At 60.5% G+C, this 16,036-nt stretch carries 14 protein-coding genes; 9 read left to right on the top strand and 5 right to left on the bottom strand.

What is annotated here, in order from left to right; translation table 11 throughout:
- The first annotated feature begins 193 nt into the window (after positions 1 to 193).
- Positions 194 to 475, top strand: a complete 282-nt coding sequence (locus AC0IXA_RS11840) for an HU family DNA-binding protein (protein WP_003221909.1) — start codon at positions 194 to 196, stop codon at positions 473 to 475.
- 193 nt (positions 476 to 668) lie between these two features.
- On the opposite strand, the gene rlmF is transcribed toward AC0IXA_RS11840, so the two are convergent.
- The 5 genes from rlmF to AC0IXA_RS11815 all read right to left on the bottom strand — a co-directional run bounded on the left by rlmF (position 669) and on the right by AC0IXA_RS11815 (position 7,274).
- On the bottom strand, positions 669 to 1,688 hold the full coding sequence (gene rlmF / locus AC0IXA_RS11835; protein WP_016771571.1) for a 23S rRNA (adenine(1618)-N(6))-methyltransferase RlmF: 1,020 nt from the start codon (positions 1,686 to 1,688) through the stop codon (positions 669 to 671).
- Positions 1,689 to 1,911: 223 nt separating this feature from the next.
- Complete coding sequence (locus AC0IXA_RS11830) at positions 1,912 to 4,758, bottom strand: valine--tRNA ligase (protein WP_217864281.1); 2,847 nt, start codon at positions 4,756 to 4,758, stop codon at positions 1,912 to 1,914.
- A gap of 129 nt (positions 4,759 to 4,887) precedes the next feature.
- A complete protein-coding gene (locus AC0IXA_RS11825) occupies positions 4,888 to 5,286 on the bottom strand; it encodes a DNA polymerase III subunit chi (protein ID WP_110647046.1) in 399 nt (132 codons plus the stop codon).
- Between the two features lie 8 nt (positions 5,287 to 5,294).
- On the bottom strand, positions 5,295 to 5,723 hold the full coding sequence (locus AC0IXA_RS11820) for a DNA polymerase III subunit chi (protein WP_056783088.1): 429 nt from the start codon (positions 5,721 to 5,723) through the stop codon (positions 5,295 to 5,297).
- A gap of 60 nt (positions 5,724 to 5,783) precedes the next feature.
- Positions 5,784 to 7,274: a leucyl aminopeptidase gene (locus AC0IXA_RS11815; RefSeq protein WP_341639148.1), complete on the bottom strand. Its 1,491-nt coding sequence runs from the start codon at positions 7,272 to 7,274 to the stop codon at positions 5,784 to 5,786.
- Between the two features lie 296 nt (positions 7,275 to 7,570).
- Between AC0IXA_RS11815 and lptF the strand changes: the two genes are divergently transcribed.
- The 8 genes from lptF to pdxJ all read left to right on the top strand — a co-directional run bounded on the left by lptF (position 7,571) and on the right by pdxJ (position 15,977).
- Positions 7,571 to 8,692, top strand: a complete 1,122-nt coding sequence (gene lptF, locus AC0IXA_RS11810; RefSeq protein ID WP_016771566.1) for an LPS export ABC transporter permease LptF — start codon at positions 7,571 to 7,573, stop codon at positions 8,690 to 8,692.
- A complete protein-coding gene (lptG, locus tag AC0IXA_RS11805; protein ID WP_073473630.1) occupies positions 8,685 to 9,746 on the top strand; it encodes an LPS export ABC transporter permease LptG in 1,062 nt (353 codons plus the stop codon). Before lptF ends, lptG begins: the two co-directional genes overlap by 8 nt.
- A gap of 173 nt (positions 9,747 to 9,919) precedes the next feature.
- Positions 9,920 to 11,716, top strand: coding sequence for a translation elongation factor 4 (gene lepA, locus AC0IXA_RS11800; protein ID WP_016771564.1), 1,797 nt, complete (start codon positions 9,920 to 9,922; stop codon positions 11,714 to 11,716).
- 9 nt (positions 11,717 to 11,725) lie between these two features.
- The gene (gene lepB / locus AC0IXA_RS11795; protein WP_016771563.1) at positions 11,726 to 12,580 is read left to right on the top strand and encodes a signal peptidase I; all 855 of its coding nucleotides are present in this window, start codon (positions 11,726 to 11,728) and stop codon (positions 12,578 to 12,580) included.
- A gap of 169 nt (positions 12,581 to 12,749) precedes the next feature.
- Positions 12,750 to 13,439 (top strand): ribonuclease III, encoded by a 690-nt coding sequence (gene rnc, locus AC0IXA_RS11790; protein WP_024011703.1) that lies wholly within the window; start codon positions 12,750 to 12,752, stop codon positions 13,437 to 13,439.
- Entirely contained in the window at positions 13,432 to 14,334 is a 903-nt protein-coding gene (era, locus tag AC0IXA_RS11785) for a GTPase Era (RefSeq protein WP_007909024.1), read from the top strand. The genes rnc and era overlap by 8 nt, the downstream gene beginning before the upstream one ends.
- Positions 14,335 to 14,501: 167 nt before the next feature.
- The gene (gene recO, locus AC0IXA_RS11780) at positions 14,502 to 15,191 is read left to right on the top strand and encodes a DNA repair protein RecO (RefSeq protein ID WP_041479514.1); all 690 of its coding nucleotides are present in this window, start codon (positions 14,502 to 14,504) and stop codon (positions 15,189 to 15,191) included.
- Positions 15,192 to 15,230: 39 nt separating this feature from the next.
- Positions 15,231 to 15,977 carry a pyridoxine 5'-phosphate synthase gene (pdxJ, locus tag AC0IXA_RS11775; RefSeq protein ID WP_016771560.1) on the top strand — a complete coding sequence of 249 codons (747 nt, stop codon included), beginning with the start codon at positions 15,231 to 15,233 and terminating at the stop codon, positions 15,975 to 15,977.
- The last annotated feature ends 59 nt before the right edge of the window (positions 15,978 to 16,036 follow it).

Raw genomic sequence — 16,036 nt, 5'->3', positions numbered from 1 at the left:
TGCCCGGTCTTACGCGAAGTCACTGCGTTAAGCGTGCATTCAGCATTTGTCAGGTCGAACCAAACCCTGATTTCGGCATCTATAACCCGACTCGTCGTGGTTATCGCCGAGGGTGCCAGATCCAGAAGATCGGGCTCGATGGCTGACACTGCACTCTGCAATCCATATGAATTTGATAGGGAAGGAACACTACATGGCTCTTACTAAAGACCAACTGATCGCCGACATCGCTGAAGCTATCGACGCGCCGAAAACCACCGCGCGTAACGCTCTGGACCAACTGGGCCAAATCGTTGCCGATCAGCTGGAAAACGGCGGCGAAATCACCTTGCCAGGTATCGGCAAGCTGAAAGTGACCGAGCGTCCTGCCCGCACCGGCCGTAACCCTTCGACTGGCGCTGCCATCGAAATCCCTGCAAAGAAAGTGATCAAGCTGGTTGTGGCCAAAGGCCTGACCGACGCTGTGAACAAGTAAGACGCAGCGATAAAAAAACCGTGCTTCGGAGTGATCCGGGGCACGGTTTTTTTGTGTCTGTGATTTGACGGTCAAGTCGCGGGCAAATGTGGGAGCGAGCCTGCTCGCGAAAGCGGTGGGTCAGTCGATATTGAAGCTGACTGACACGCTGCCTTCGCGAGCAGGCTCGCTCCCACAGGGGATCTGCTGTGTCTTAGCGAACCCAGCGCTCACGCCGCCAGATCTGCTGCTCGGACTTGGTCTGGAATGTCCAGGCGACAAAGCGGCTCTGCTTCTGCCCCTGCGACATCTCCACGACCTGGCTCTCCAGCACCCCGGCCTTCTTCAGCGCGGTTTCAATGGCCGGCAGGTTCGAGGCCTTCGACACCAGCGTGCTGAACCACAACACCTTGTGCTGGAAGTTCGCGCTCTCGGCAATCAGTTGCGTCACGAAGCGCGCTTCGCCGCCTTCACACCACAGCTCCGCCGACTGCCCGCCGAAGTTCAGCACCGGCAGTTTGCGTTTCGGGTCGGCCTTGCCCAAGGCGCGCCATTTGCGCTCGCTGCCCTTGGTCGCCTCTTCCATGGAGGCGTGGAATGGCGGGTTGCACATGGTCAGGTCGAAACGCTCGCCCGGCTCCAGCAAGCCAATGAGGATGTGCTTGCGGTTTTCCTGCTGGCGCAGCTGGATCACCTTGCTCAGATCATTGGACTGCACGATCGCTCGCGCCGCCGCCACGGCTGTAGGGTCGATCTCCGAGCCGAGGAAGTGCCAGCGGTATTCGCTGTTGCCAATCAGCGGATACACGCAGTTGGCGCCCATGCCGATGTCCAGCACATTGACGATCGCACCGCGCGGCACTTTGCCGTCGTTCATGCTCGCCAGCAGATCGGCGAGAAAGTGCACGTAATCGGCACGCCCCGGAACCGGAGGGCAGAGGTAATCTGCCGGGATATCCCAATGCTGAATGCCATAGAACGCCTTGAGCAGCGCCCGGTTGAACACACGCACCGCGTCGGGGCTGGCGAAATCGATGCTTTCCTTGCCGTACGGGTTGGTGATCACGTACTTGGCCAGTTCCGGCGTGGTCTTGATCAGTGCCGGAAAGTCGTAACGACCCTGATGGCGATTGCGCGGATGCAGGCTGGCCTTCTCGCGCGGCTCGACGGCTTTGCTCGGGGACGCGGCGTCAGGCTTCTTGCGCGCAGGTTTGGGTGTGCGGGGGGCGGTCATGGGCGTGGTCGATTCGGGTATGGCTGAAAGTGGCGGGTATTGTCCCACATTGATGGGCCATGCGCCGAACCCATGTAGGAGCTGCCGAGGGCTGCGATCTTTTGATGTTGATTTTTAGAAGCAAGATCAAAAGATCGCAGCCTTCGGCAGCTCCTACAGGGGAGAGTGGTGGGCATGAAAAAGGGAGGCCACCTGGGCCTCCCTTTTTCACTGCGATTTGCCGTTACAGGCTGGCAATCCGCGCATGCTGCTCGGCCAGTTTGCCCAGGGCCTGTTCGGCCTCGGCCAGTTTGGCGCGTTCCTTCTCGATGACTTCGGCCGGGGCCTTGTCGACGAAACCTGCGTTGGACAGTTTGCCGCCAACGCGCTGGACTTCGCCCTGCAAGCGCAGGATTTCCTTGTCCAGACGTGCCAGTTCCGCGCCTTTGTCGATCAGGCCGGCCATCGGCACCAGCACTTCCATCTCGCCGACCAGTGCGGTGGCGGACAGCGGTGCTTCTTCGCCAGCGGCGAGTACGGTGATCGATTCCAGACGCGCTAGCTTCTTCAGCAGCGCTTCGTTCTCGCTCAGGCGGCGCTGGTCGTCAGCGCTGACATTCTTCAGGAAGATCGGCAGTGGCTTGCCCGGGCCGATGTTCATCTCGCCACGAATGTTGCGCGTGCCGAGCATCAGTTCCTTGAGCCATTCGATGTCGTTTTCCGCCGCCGGATCGATGCGCTCTTCGTTGGCCACCGGCCAAGGCTGCAGCATGATCGTTTTGCCCTGAATACCGGCCAGCGGCGCGATGCGCTGCCAGATTTCTTCAGTGATGAACGGCATGAACGGATGCGCCAGACGCAGCGCCACTTCCAGCACGCGCACCAGCGTACGGCGAGTGCCGCGCTGGCGTTCGACCGGCGCGTTCTCGTCCCACAACACAGGCTTGGACAGTTCCAGATACCAGTCGCAGTATTGGTTCCAGATGAACTCGTACAGCGCTTGCGCGGCGAGGTCGAAACGGAACTGATCCAGTTGGCGGGTCACTTCGGCTTCGGTGCGTTGCAACTGCGAAATGATCCAGCGATCAGCCAACGACAGCTCGTAGGCTTCGCCGTTCTGGCCGCAATCTTCGCCCTTGTCCAGAACGTAACGCGCGGCGTTCCAGATCTTGTTGCAGAAGTTGCGATAGCCTTCGACGCGACCCATGTCGAACTTGATGTCGCGACCGGTCGAGGCCAGCGAGCAGAAGGTAAAGCGCAGGGCGTCGGTGCCGTAGCTTTCGATGCCATTGGCGAATTCTTCGCGGGTGGCTTTCTCGATCTTCTTCGCCAGTTTCGGTTGCATCAGGCCCGAAGTGCGCTTCTGCACCAGGGTTTCCAGGTCGATGCCGTCGATGATGTCCAGCGGGTCAAGGACGTTGCCCTTGGACTTGGACATCTTCTGGCCCTGGCCGTCGCGCACCAGACCGTGTACGTACACAGTTTTGAACGGAACCTGCGGCGTGCCGTCTTCGTTCTTCATCAGGTGCATGGTCATCATGATCATCCGGGCAACCCAGAAGAAAATGATGTCGAAACCGGTGACCAGCACGTCGGTGGAGTGGAATTTCTTCAGGAACTCGGTCTGCTCAGGCCAGCCCAGAGTAGAGAACGTCCAAAGGCCGGAGCTGAACCAGGTGTCGAGTACGTCGTTGTCCTGTTGCAGCGCAACGTCCGGGCCGAGGTTGTGCTTGGCACGCACTTCGGCTTCGTCGCGACCGACGTAGACCTTGCCCGACTCGTCGTACCAGGCCGGAATCCGGTGGCCCCACCACAGCTGACGGCTGATGCACCAGTCCTGGATGTCGCGCATCCACGAGAAGTACATGTTTTCGTACTGCTTGGGCACGAACTGGATGCGACCGTCTTCAACGGCAGCAATCGCCGGCTCGGCCAGCGGCTTGGTCGATACGTACCACTGGTCGGTCAGCCACGGCTCGATGACGGTGCCGGAGCGATCGCCTTTCGGCGTTTTCAGATTGTGATCGTTGACACTCACCAGCAGGCCGGCGGCGTCGAACGCAGCAACGATCTGCTTGCGCGCTTCGAAACGTTCGAGGCCGGCGAACTCGGCCGGAATCTTGCCGTCGATGCTCTCGTTCAGCGTGCCGTCGAGGTTGAACACCTGAGCGGCAGGCAGCACGTTGGCGTTCTTGTCGAAGATGTTCAGCAGCGGCAGGTTGTGGCGCTTGCCGACTTCGTAGTCGTTGAAATCGTGGGCCGGGGTGATTTTCACGCAGCCGGTGCCGAATTCAGGGTCGCAATAATCGTCGGCGATGATCGGGATGCGCCGGCCAACCAGTGGCAGCTCGACGAATTTGCCGATCAGCGCTTTGTAGCGCTCGTCGTTCGGGTTAACCGCGACGGCGGAGTCGCCGAGCATGGTTTCCGGACGGGTGGTGGCGACGATCAGGAAGTCATTGCCCTCGGCGGTTTTAACGCCATCGGCCAATGGGTATTTCAGGTTCCACAGAAAGCCTTTCTCTTCGTGGTTTTCCACTTCGAGGTCGGAAATCGCCGTGTGCAGTTTGGTGTCCCAGTTGACCAGACGCTTGCCGCGATAGATCAGGCCGTCTTCATGCAGGCGCACGAAGGCTTCCTTGACCGCTTCCGAGAGGCCGTCGTCCATGGTGAAGCGCTCGCGGCTCCAGTCGACGGACGAGCCGAGGCGGCGGATCTGCCGGCTGATGTTGCCGCCGGACTGATCTTTCCACTCCCAGACTTTCTCGAGAAATTTTTCCCGGCCCAGATCGTGACGATTCTGGCCCTGGGCTTCGAGCTGACGCTCCACCAGCATTTGCGTGGCGATACCGGCGTGGTCGGTGCCCGGCTGCCACAGGGTGTCGCGACCCTGCATGCGGCGGAAACGGATCAAAGCGTCCATGATCGCGTTGTTGAAGCCGTGACCCATGTGCAGGCTGCCAGTGACGTTCGGCGGCGGGATCATGATGGTGTAGGACTCGCCCGCGCCTTGCGGGGCGAAGTAGTTCTCGGACTCCCAAGTCTTGTACCAGGAAGTTTCAATGGCGTGCGGCTGGTAGGTCTTATCCATGCGCGGCGGGACCCTATTGGCATTTATTCAGGAAAAGCCGGCAAGTATAGCTGGGGGGGCAGCTACAAGCCACAAGCCACAAGCTGCAAGAGGATAGCGGTGGGTTTGGCTTTGGCTTTGGCTTGCAGCTTAAAGCTTGCCGCTTGCAGCTGCAGCGAGCAGCCGCTCCATCCGCGCATCGAGGCGGCGTTTGATTTCGGTTTCGATGTGCGGGGCGAAGTCGTCGATCACGTCTTGCATGATCAATTGCGCGGCGGCGCGCAGTTCGCTGTCCAGGTGCAGCAAGGCGTCCGGGCCTTTATCGACCGGTGCGGCAGCCGGGGCAGCCGGCGGCGCTGGTGGCGGCTCGACGGCCGCCGGCTGGTTGCCGACGGAGTCGAACAGCATTGGAATCTGTTCCTGTTCGCTGTCATCGACCGTATCGGTCAACAGCGGCGGTTGCAGGTTGTCATCGCCGAGCAACTGGCGGATCGATTCGAGATCGTCCAGCAGGTGTGCGGACTTCTGTTGCGGTTTCGGAGTGTCCATTGGAGTGCTCAGAGTCGCTGTAAACGGTGGTCTTGCAGAGAATAGCCCTGTTCGCGGTAGAAACGGAAACTCTCCCGCGCCGCTGCGCGGATGGTTGGATCTTCCACCACCACTTCCGCCACGCGGGCGAATTTGCTGGCGAAGGCCGGGACTTTCAGATCGAGATTGACCAGCAGATCCTGGTGCTCACCGCAGTCTGCCCCGTGTCCCAGCACGATCAAACCGTCGGGCTCACTGTCGGCAGGGCCGTGAGGCACGAAACTTTCGCCCTTGAATGCCCACAGCCGCGCATCGAGATCGTCACGTTGGGCCGCATCGCTGCAATGCAGGTAGATGCGATGGCCCATGCGCCAGGCTTTCTCGGTGAGCTTGCAGGCGAAATCCAGGCGCGCTGAAGGATCGGCGCTGGGCAGGATATAGAAGTCGACTTTGGTCATTGCGGTTCCAGAGCGGCAAGCGGCGTCACCCGAAAGTGACGCCGCCGCCCATCAGCGGTGTCAGGCTTTGGCGCGATCGAGCAGGTACTGGGTCAGCAGCGGAACCGGACGGCCAGTGGCGCCCTTGTCCTTGCCGCCGCTGGTCCATGCCGTGCCGGCGATGTCCAGGTGCGCCCAGTTGAGGTTCTTGGTGAAGCGCGACAGGAAGCAGGCGGCAGTGATGGTGCCGGCCTTCGGCCCGCCAATGTTGGCGATGTCGGCGAACGGGCTGTCCAGTTGCTCTTGATACTCGTCGAACAGCGGCAGTTGCCAAGCGCGGTCGTCGGCAGCCTTGCCGGCGCTGAGCAGTTGGTCGATCAGTTCGTCGTTGTTGCCCAGCAGGCCAGACGTGTGTGCGCCCAGGGCCACTACGCAAGCACCGGTCAGGGTGGCGATGTCGATCACCGCTTGTGGCTTGAAGCGCTCGGCGTAGGTCAGCGCATCGCACAGCACCAGACGGCCTTCGGCGTCGGTGTTGAGGATTTCCACGGTCTGGCCGCTCATGGTGGTGACGATATCGCCCGGCCGCGAAGCATTGCCGCTCGGCATGTTTTCGGCGCAGGCGAGGATGCACACCAGATTGATCGGCAGTTTCAGCTCAAGCACGGCGCGCAACGTGCCGAACACCGAGGCAGCGCCGCCCATGTCGTACTTCATCTCGTCCATGCCGGCGCCCGGCTTCAGGCTGATGCCGCCGGTGTCGAAGGTGATGCCCTTGCCGACCAGCGCGTATGGCTTCTCGGATTTCTTGCCGCCGTTGTATTGCATGACGATCAGGCGCGGCGGCTGGGCGCTGCCCTGGCCCACGGCGTAGAACGAGCCCATGCCGAGGGATTTGATCTTCTTCTCGTCGAGTACTTCGACTTTCAGATCCTTGAACTCTTTGCCCAGGTTCTTGGCCTGTTCGCCCATGAAGGTCGGGTGGCAGATGTTCGGTGGCAGGTTGCCCAGATCGCGGGTGAAGGCCATGCCATTGGCAATCGCGGTGGCGTGATTCACGGCGCGCTGCACTTCGGCCTGCGCAGCCTTGATGGTCAGCAGAGTGATTTTCTTCAGGGCGCGCGGTTCGGCTTTCTGGCTCTTGAACTGGTCGAAGGTGTAGCCGCCGTCGACCAGGGTTTCTGCCAGCAGGCGAGTCTTGCCGTAGCTGTCGCGACCTTTGACGATGACTTCATCCAGCGCCAGCACGGCATCACCGCCGCCCAGGCCTTTGAGGGTGTTGAGGATGCTGGCAACGATTTTGCGGAACGGACGGTCGCCCAGTTCTTCGTCCTTGCCCACGCCGACCAGCAACACGCGCTCGGCTTTCAGGTTCGGCAGGCTGTGCAGCAGCAGGCTCTGACCGACCTTGCCAGCCAGGTCGCCACGCTTGAGCACGGCGCTGATCGCGCCACCGCTCGACTCGTCAACCAGTCTGGCGGCGACACCGAGTTTGCGGCCTTCGCCGACGGCAACCACCAGGGTGGCGGTTTTCAACGTTTCTGGGCTAACGCTTTTTACAACCAGTTCCATGTCCGGATCCCTGAATGAATGGTCAACACGCAGGCGTTCGACGTTGTCCGCAGTCGCCTGCTTATAGATAGAAGAGGCGCAGGCCAAAGCCTGCGACAAGGGCCGCAGTTTGAACCTCGCTCCCCGCGCCTGACAACCCTCAGCAAAGGATTACAGCGATGGATGAGTGTGCGCAGTGACAGGCGCACCCAATCACAGGATAATGCCGCATCTTTTTTCGACCGCTCTGCATGGCGGGCCGGTCGATGTGTTTGCTTGTTTGGCCGCCTTAGCCTGACAACCCTGGAGTGTCTGGTTTGATCGTCTTCCGTTATCTGTCCCGCGAAGTCCTGTTGACCCTCAGCGCCGTAAGTGCCGTGCTGCTGGTCATCATCATGAGCGGTCGCTTCATCAAATACCTGGCGCAGGCTGCGGCCGGTCAGCTCGATCCGGGCTCGCTGTTCCTGATCATGGGCTTTCGTCTGCCGGGTTTCCTGCAACTGATTCTGCCGCTGGGCCTGTTCCTCGGGATCCTGCTGGCCTACGGTCGCCTGTACCTCGAAAGCGAAATGACCGTGCTCTCGGCCACCGGCATGAGCCAGCAAAAGCTGTTTCGCATGACCCTGTTTCCGGCAACGCTGGTGGCACTGGTGGTGGCGTGGCTGAGCCTCGGCCTGGCTCCGCAGGGCGCCAACCAGTTTCAGCTGCTGCTGAACAAGCAGGACGCGCTGACCGAGTTCGATACCCTCGAACCGGGCCGCTTCCAGGCCTTGCGTGACGGTACTCGAGTGACTTACACCGAAACCCTGAGCGACGACCGCGTCAATCTCGGTAGCGTGTTCATTTCGCAGAAGAACCTCGGCGCCGATAAGAAGGATCGCGGGATTTCCGTACTGGTGGCCGAGTCGGGCCGTCAGGAAATCCGCCCCGATGGCAATCGCTACCTGATCCTCGACAACGGCTACCGCTATGACGGCAGCCCGGGGCAAGCCGATTACCGCGCCATTCATTACGAAACCTACGGCGTGCTGCTACCCAAGCCGGACGTCAGCGAAGAAGTCACCGATCGCGATGCGATGCCGACCTCGTCCCTGTGGGGCAGTGATGACATCCGTTCAAAAACCGAGCTGCAATGGCGCATGTCCCTGCCTTTGCTGGTATTCATCGTGACCCTGATGGCGGTGCCGCTGTCGCGGGTGAATCCGCGTCAGGGGCGTTTCCTCAAGCTGCTGCCGGCGATTCTTCTTTATATGGCTTACCTGACCATCCTGATTGCCGCTCGCGGCGCCCTTGAAAAAGGCAAGATCCCGCCGGCCCTCGGTCTGTGGTGGGTGCACGCGATCTTCCTGGTGATCGGCCTCGGCCTGCTTTACTGGGAGCCGCTGCGCCTGAAGCTGGCCAGCCGTCGCAGCGCCGCGCTGGAGGTGGCCCGTGGTTAAACTAGATCGCTACATCGGCAGCAGCGTGTTCATGGCGATCATCGCCGTGCTGGCGATCATCCTCGGCCTGGCGACGTTGTTTGCCTTCATCGATGAAATGGGCGACGTCAGCGACACCTACACCTTGGTCGACGTGCTCGGTTTTGTATTGCTGACCGCACCGCGCCGTCTTTATGAAATGCTGCCGATGGCGGCATTGATCGGCTGCCTGATCGGTCTCGGCAGTCTGGCCAGCAGCAGTGAGCTGACAGTCATGCGCGCTGCTGGCGTGTCGATCGGCCGTATCGTCTGGGCCGTCATGAAACCGATGCTGGTGCTGATGCTCGCCGGCGTGCTGATTGGCGAATACGTCGCCCCGGCCACCGAAAGCATGGCACAGGCCAATCGCTCGCTGGCCCAAGGCAGCGGCGATGCGCAAAGCGCTAAACACGGTATGTGGCACCGTCAGGGTGAGGAATTCATCCACATCAACGCCGTTCAACCGAACGGTCTGTTGTACGGCGTGACGCGCTATCACTTCGACAAGGAGCGCCATCTGCTCAGCTCCAGCTTCGCCAAAAAGGCCGAGTTTGACGGCACCAAGTGGCAGCTCACCGACGTTGCCACCACGCTGTTCCACGAGCGCAGCACCGAGGTCGTCAATGCCCCGAGCGAGGAGTGGGACGTGGCGTTGAGCCCGCAACTGCTCAGCACCGTAGTCATGGCGCCGGAATCGCTGTCGATCAGCGGTCTGTGGGGCTACATCCACTATCTGGCCGAGCAGGGCCTGAGCAATGGCCGCTACTGGCTGGCATTTTGGGTCAAGGTGTTGCAGCCGCTGGTGACCGCCGCGCTGGTGCTGATGGCGATCTCGTTCATCTTCGGCCCGCTGCGTTCGGTGACCCTCGGTCAGCGTGTTTTCACCGGCGTGCTGGTGGGCTTCACCTTCCGCATCGTCCAGGATCTGCTGGGGCCATCGAGTCTGGTGTTCGGTTTCTCGCCGCTGTTTGCCGTGCTGGTGCCGGCCGGCGTGTGTGCGCTGGCGGGTGTCTGGCTGCTCAGACGCGCGGGCTGATGAACAAGCTTTCATTCAGCGCTTGACCCCTGAAAGCGCCTCGGTCGCCAGACCGGGGCGTTTTTGCATGCGATCCGGGTGACAGGCGAACGTGACGCTTGCGCCGTGTATCAGGTACAATTCCCGGCTATTTTTCGGCGGGCCAAGCCTGCAGCCTTTTTGAGTGTTGATCCGTGAGTGATTTGAGTCATATCCGCAATTTCTCCATCATCGCCCACATTGACCATGGCAAGTCGACGCTGGCTGACCGTTTCATCCAGATGTGCGGCGGCCTGGCCGAGCGTGAAATGGAAGCCCAGGTACTGGATTCCATGGATCTTGAGCGTGAACGCGGGATCACCATCAAGGCCCACAGCGTTACCCTCTATTACAAAGCCAAAGACGGCATCACCTACCAGCTGAACTTCATTGACACCCCGGGCCACGTCGACTTCACCTACGAAGTCAGCCGTTCCCTGGCCGCGTGCGAAGGTGCCTTGCTGGTGGTCGATGCGGGGCAGGGCGTCGAAGCCCAGTCCGTGGCCAACTGCTACACCGCCATCGAGCAGGGCCTGGAGGTCATGCCGGTCCTGAACAAGATCGACCTGCCCCAGGCCGAGCCGGATCGCGTCAAGGACGAGATCGAGAAGATCATCGGCATCGACGCCACCGACGCCGTCACCTGCAGCGCCAAGACCGGCCTGGGTGTCGACGAAGTGCTCGAGCGTCTGGTGCACACCATCCCTGCGCCGACCGGCAATATCGAAGATCCGCTGCAAGCGTTGATCATCGATTCCTGGTTCGACAACTACCTGGGTGTTGTTTCCCTGGTACGCGTGCGCCACGGCCGTGTGAAGAAGGGCGACAAGATTCTGGTCAAGTCCACCGGCAAGGTGCACCTGGTCGACAGCGTCGGCGTGTTCAACCCGAAACACACCGCCACCGTTGATTTGAAGGCCGGCGAAGTGGGCTTCATCATCGCCAGCATCAAGGACATTCACGGTGCGCCGGTCGGTGACACCCTGACCTTGAGCTCCACGCCGGACGTGCCGGTGCTGCCGGGCTTCAAACGCATTCAGCCACAGGTTTACGCCGGTCTGTTCCCGGTCAGCTCCGATGACTTCGAGGATTTCCGCGAAGCGCTGCAGAAGCTGACCCTGAACGACTCGTCGCTGCAGTACACCCCGGAAAGCTCCGACGCCCTGGGCTTCGGCTTCCGTTGCGGCTTCCTCGGCATGCTGCACATGGAAATCATCCAGGAGCGCCTCGAGCGCGAATACGACCTGGACCTGATCACCACCGCGCCGACGGTAATTTTCGAGCTGGTGCTGAAAACCGGTGAAACGATTTACGTCGACAACCCGTCGAAGCTTCCGGACGTGTCGGCGATCGAGGACATGCGCGAGCCAATCGTGCGCGCCAATATCCTCGTACCGCAGGAACACCTGGGCAACGTGATCACCCTGTGCATCGAGAAACGCGGTGTTCAGGTCGACATGCTGTTCCTCGGCAATCAGGTGCAAGTGACCTACGACCTGCCGATGAACGAAGTGGTCCTGGACTTCTTCGACCGTCTCAAATCCACCAGCCGCGGCTATGCTTCGCTGGACTACCATTTCGATCGTTACCAATCGGCTAATCTGGTGAAACTGGACGTGCTGATCAACGGCGACAAGGTCGATGCCCTGGCATTGATCGTGCACCGTGACAATTCGCACTTCAAAGGTCGCCAGTTGACCGAGAAGATGAAAGAACTGATTCCTCGTCAGATGTTCGACGTGGCGATTCAGGCTGCCATTGGTGGTCAGATCGTGGCCCGGACAACCGTCAAGGCGCTCAGAAAGAACGTATTGGCCAAATGCTACGGCGGTGACGTCAGTCGTAAGAAGAAACTGCTCGAGAAGCAGAAGGCCGGTAAGAAACGCATGAAACAGGTCGGCAACGTGGAAATTCCACAGGAAGCCTTCCTCGCCGTGCTCAGGTTGGAATAATCAGGTCCTATGTCGCTAAATTTCCCGCTGTTGCTGGTCATCGCCGTGTTCGTCTGCGGCCTGTTGGCGTTGCTTGATCTGCTGTTCCTGGCACCGCGTCGGCGTGCTGCCATTGCCTCTTATCAAGGCAGTGTCAGCCAGCCCGAGCCTGTGGTGGTCGAGAAGCTGAACAAAGAGCCGCTGCTGGTTGAATACGGCAAGTCGTTCTTTCCGGTGCTGTTCATCGTGCTGGTGCTGCGTTCGTTCCTGGTGGAGCCGTTCCAGATCCCGTCCGGCTCGATGAAACCGACCCTGGATGTCGGCGACTTCATTCTGGTGAACAAGTTTTCCTACGGCATCCGTCTGCCGGTGATCGACAAGAAGATCATCGAAGTCGGTGACCCGCAGCGCGGCGATGTGATGGTGTTCCGCTACCCGAGCGACCCGAACGTCAACTACATCAAGCGTGTGGTCGGCCTGCCCGGTGACACGGTGCGTTACACCGCCGACAAGCGTCTGTTCGTCAACGGCGAGTCGATTGCCGAGAAGATGGTCGGCGCCGAAGCGGGTTCGCTGGGCAGCGCGGAGCTCTATCAGGAAAAACTCGGCGCAGCCGAGCACCTGATCCGCAAGGAAATGAGCCGTTACCGCGCCACCCCGGACCGTTCGTGGACAGTGCCTGCCGGGCACTACTTCATGATGGGCGACAACCGCGACAATTCGAATGACAGCCGCTACTGGGATGATCCGAACATTCCCAAGGATCTGCTGGGCATGGTTCCCGACAAGAATATTGTCGGCAAGGCCTTCGCGGTCTGGATGAGCTGGCCGGAGCCGAAACTCAGCCACCTGCCGAATTTCTCGCGGGTTGGCCTGATCAAGTAATCAAACACGGCGCTGTTGACCACAGCGCCGAATGCATTTCTGGAGCCGGCACAATCGGCTTCGCAATCGCCAGGATTTATTTTTTGAACACAGCGTTAATTGTCCCAGGCCTGCGCCGTACCCCGGCGATGGCAGTGGAAACCAGCCACGAACTCAGCGTGGGTAAACCGTGAGCGTTTCTCTAAGCCGTCTCGAGCGCCAGCTCGGTTACACCTTCAAGGACCAGGAGCTGATGCTGCTGGCCCTCACGCACCGCAGTTTTGCCGGGCGCAACAACGAGCGTCTGGAATTCCTCGGTGATGCCATCCTCAACTTCGTCGCTGGCGAGGCGCTGTTCGATCGCTTCCCGCTGGCTCGCGAAGGCCAGTTGTCACGTTTGCGCGCTCGGCTGGTAAAAGGTGAGACGCTGGCCGTACTCGCTCGCGGTTTCGACCTCGGCGATTATCTGCGCCTGGGTTCGGGTGAACTGAAGAGCGGTGGGTTCCGCCGTGAATCCATTCTGGCCGATGCCCTCGAAGCGTTGATTGGCGCGATCTACCTCGATGCCGGCATGGACGTCGCCCGCGAGCGCGTGCTGGCCTGGCTGGCCGGCGAATTCGAAGGCCTGACGCTGGTCGACACCAACAAGGATCCGAAAACCCGCTTGCAGGAACACCTGCAATCGCGCGGTTGCGAACTGCCACGCTACGAAGTGGTGGATATCCAGGGCGAACCGCACTGCCGAACCTTCTTCGTCGAATGCGAAGTGGTCTTACTGAATGAAAAAAGCCGAGGTCAGGGTGTGAGCCGTCGTATTGCCGAACAGGTAGCGGCCGCCGCAGCACTGATTGCCCTGGGCGTGGAGAATGGCAATGACTGATACAAACGCAACTCGCTGTGGCTACGTTGCCATCGTCGGCCGTCCCAACGTCGGCAAGTCGACGCTGCTTAACCACATCCTCGGGCAGAAGCTCGCGATCACTTCGCGCAAACCGCAGACCACCCGCCACAACATGCTCGGGATCAAGACAGAGGGCGACGTGCAGGCGATCTACGTCGACACCCCGGGCATGCACAAGGGTGGCGAAAAGGCCCTGAACCGTTACATGAACAAAACCGCTTCGGCGGCGTTGAAAGACGTCGACGTGGTGATCTTCGTCGTCGACCGCACCAAGTGGACCGACGAAGACCAGATGGTTCTGGAGCGTGTGCAATACGTGACTGGCCCGCTGATCGTCGCGCTGAACAAGACCGATCGCATCGAAGACAAAGCCGAGCTGATGCCGCACCTGAGCTGGTTGCAGGAACAGCTGCCGAACGCACAGATCATCCCGATTTCCGCGCAGCACGGGCACAACCTCGACGCGCTGGAAAAGGTCATCGCCGATCACCTGCCGGAGAATGATCACTTCTTCCCGGAAGACCAGATCACCGACCGCAGCAGCCGTTTCCTTGCCGCCGAGCTGGTGCGCGAGAAAATCATGCGCCAGATGGGCGCCGAGCTGCCGTACCAGATCACCGTCGAAATCGAAGAATTCAAGCAGCAGGGCAAGACCCTGCACATCCACGCGCTGATTCTTGTCGAGCGTGACGGCCAGAAGAAGATCATCATTGGCGACAAGGGCGAGCGCATCAAGCGCATCGGCACCGAAGCGCGCAAGGACATGGAGCTGCTGTTCGACTCCAAGATCATGCTTAACCTGTGGGTCAAGGTGAAGGGCGGCTGGTCCGATGACGAGCGCGCGCTGCGTTCGCTGGGTTACGGCGACCTGTAAGTAGCGATCTCGAGAACACCGATACCCACTGTGGGAGCGAGCCTGCTCGCGAAGAGGATGTAACATTCAGCATTGATGTTGACTGTCACTCCGCTTTCGCGAGCAGGCTCGCTCCCACAGTGGTTTTGGGTTGCATGTAAAAACCGCGTTTCTTCATCGAGAACTCAATGTCGCAAAACCCGCCTCCTGCCCAACCCGCCTATGTCCTGCATTCGCGTGCCTATCGCGAAACCAGCGCATTGGTCGATTTCCTTACGCCGCAAGGTCGGCTGCGGGCGGTGTTGCGCAGTGCGCGAGGCAAGGCCGGGACGCTGGCGCGGCCGTTCGTGGCGCTGGAGGTCGAGTTCCGTGGCAAGGGTGAGTTGAAGAATGTCGGGCGCATGGAGAGTTCTGGCACCTCTGCTTGGCTCAACGGCGAGGCGCTGTTCAGCGGTCTGTATCTCAACGAACTGTTGATTCGCCTGTTGCCTGCCGAAGATCCGCATCCCGCAGTGTTTGATCATTACGCCGCGACCTTGCTGGCGCTGGCCGAAGGTCGGCCGCTGGAGCCATTGTTGCGCTCCTTCGAATGGAGATTGCTGGATGATCTCGGCTACGGCTTCTCCATGAATACCGACATCCACGGCGAACCTGTCGCTGCTGACGGCCTCTATCGCTTGCAAGTGGACGCCGGACTCGAGCGCGTTTACCTGCTGCAACCCGGCTTGTTCAACGGTACCGAGCTGCTGGCCATGGCCGAAGCCGACTGGTCGGCGCCCGGTGCGCTGTCGGCGGCCAAGCGTCTGATGCGCCAGGCCTTGGCGGTGCATTTGGGCGGGCGTCCGCTTGTCAGTCGCGAGCTGTTTCGCAAGCCCTGATATGCTGTGCGCCGAACCTCTCAATTCAGGAGCGCATCCGTGACCAGCAGCAATCGCATTCTTCTCGGCGTGAACATCGACCACGTCGCCACCCTGCGTCAGGCCCGTGGCACGCGCTACCCGGATCCGGTCAAAGCGGCGCTGGATGCAGAAGAGGCGGGCGCCGATGGCATCACCGTGCACCTGCGCGAAGACCGCCGTCACATCCAGGAGCGTGACGTGCTGCTGCTCAAGGATGTGCTGCAAACCCGCATGAACTTCGAAATGGGCGTCACCGAAGAAATGATGGCGTTCGCCGAGCGTATTCGCCCGGCGCACATCTGCCTGGTCCCGGAAACCCGTCAGGAACTGACTACCGAAGGTGGCCTGGATGTGGCGGGGCAGGAAGAACGCATAAGGGCTGCGGTCGAGCGCTTGTCGAAAATCGGCAGCGAAGTGTCGCTGTTCATCGATGCTGACGAGCGGCAGATTGCGGCTTCCAAGCGCGTCGGTGCGCCGGCAATCGAGCTGCACACCGGTCGTTATGCCGATGCTGAAACCCCGACTGAAGTGGCCGAGGAATTGAAGCGTGTGGCGGATGGCGTTGCGTTTGGTCTGGCCCAAGGCTTGATCGTTAACGCCGGTCACGGCTTGCATTACCACAACGTTGAAGCCGTGGCTGCGATCAAAGGCATCAACGAGCTGAACATCGGCCACGCGCTGGTGGCGCATGCGTTGTTTGTCGGCTTCAAATCTGCTGTGTCGGAGATGAAAGCGCTGATCCTGGCTGCTGCTCTCAAGGGCTAAGAACAAAAGATCGCATCCTTCGGCAGCTCCTACAGGTGTACACATAGCTCTGTAGGAGC

The sequence above is a fragment of the Pseudomonas sp. AC083 genome, assembly GCF_979253165.1.
Note: the sequence above shows the minus strand (reverse complement) of the source record. Positions and strands in the feature narration are given on the sequence as shown.

Coding starts and splice junctions, on each gene's coding strand:
- AC0IXA_RS11830 (WP_217864281.1), bottom strand. CDS start 4,758: ATGGATAAGACCTACCAGCCGCACGCCATTGAAACTTCCTGGTACAAG.
- lepB (WP_016771563.1), top strand. CDS start 11,726: ATGTCGCTAAATTTCCCGCTGTTGCTGGTCATCGCCGTGTTCGTCTGC.
- rlmF (WP_016771571.1), bottom strand. CDS start 1,688: ATGACCGCCCCCCGCACACCCAAACCTGCGCGCAAGAAGCCTGACGCC.
- AC0IXA_RS11815 (WP_341639148.1), bottom strand. CDS start 7,274: ATGGAACTGGTTGTAAAAAGCGTTAGCCCAGAAACGTTGAAAACCGCC.
- AC0IXA_RS11825 (WP_110647046.1), bottom strand. CDS start 5,286: ATGGACACTCCGAAACCGCAACAGAAGTCCGCACACCTGCTGGACGAT.
- era (WP_007909024.1), top strand. CDS start 13,432: ATGACTGATACAAACGCAACTCGCTGTGGCTACGTTGCCATCGTCGGC.
- AC0IXA_RS11840 (WP_003221909.1), top strand. CDS start 194: ATGGCTCTTACTAAAGACCAACTGATCGCCGACATCGCTGAAGCTATC.
- recO (WP_041479514.1), top strand. CDS start 14,502: ATGTCGCAAAACCCGCCTCCTGCCCAACCCGCCTATGTCCTGCATTCG.
- AC0IXA_RS11820 (WP_056783088.1), bottom strand. CDS start 5,723: ATGACCAAAGTCGACTTCTATATCCTGCCCAGCGCCGATCCTTCAGCG.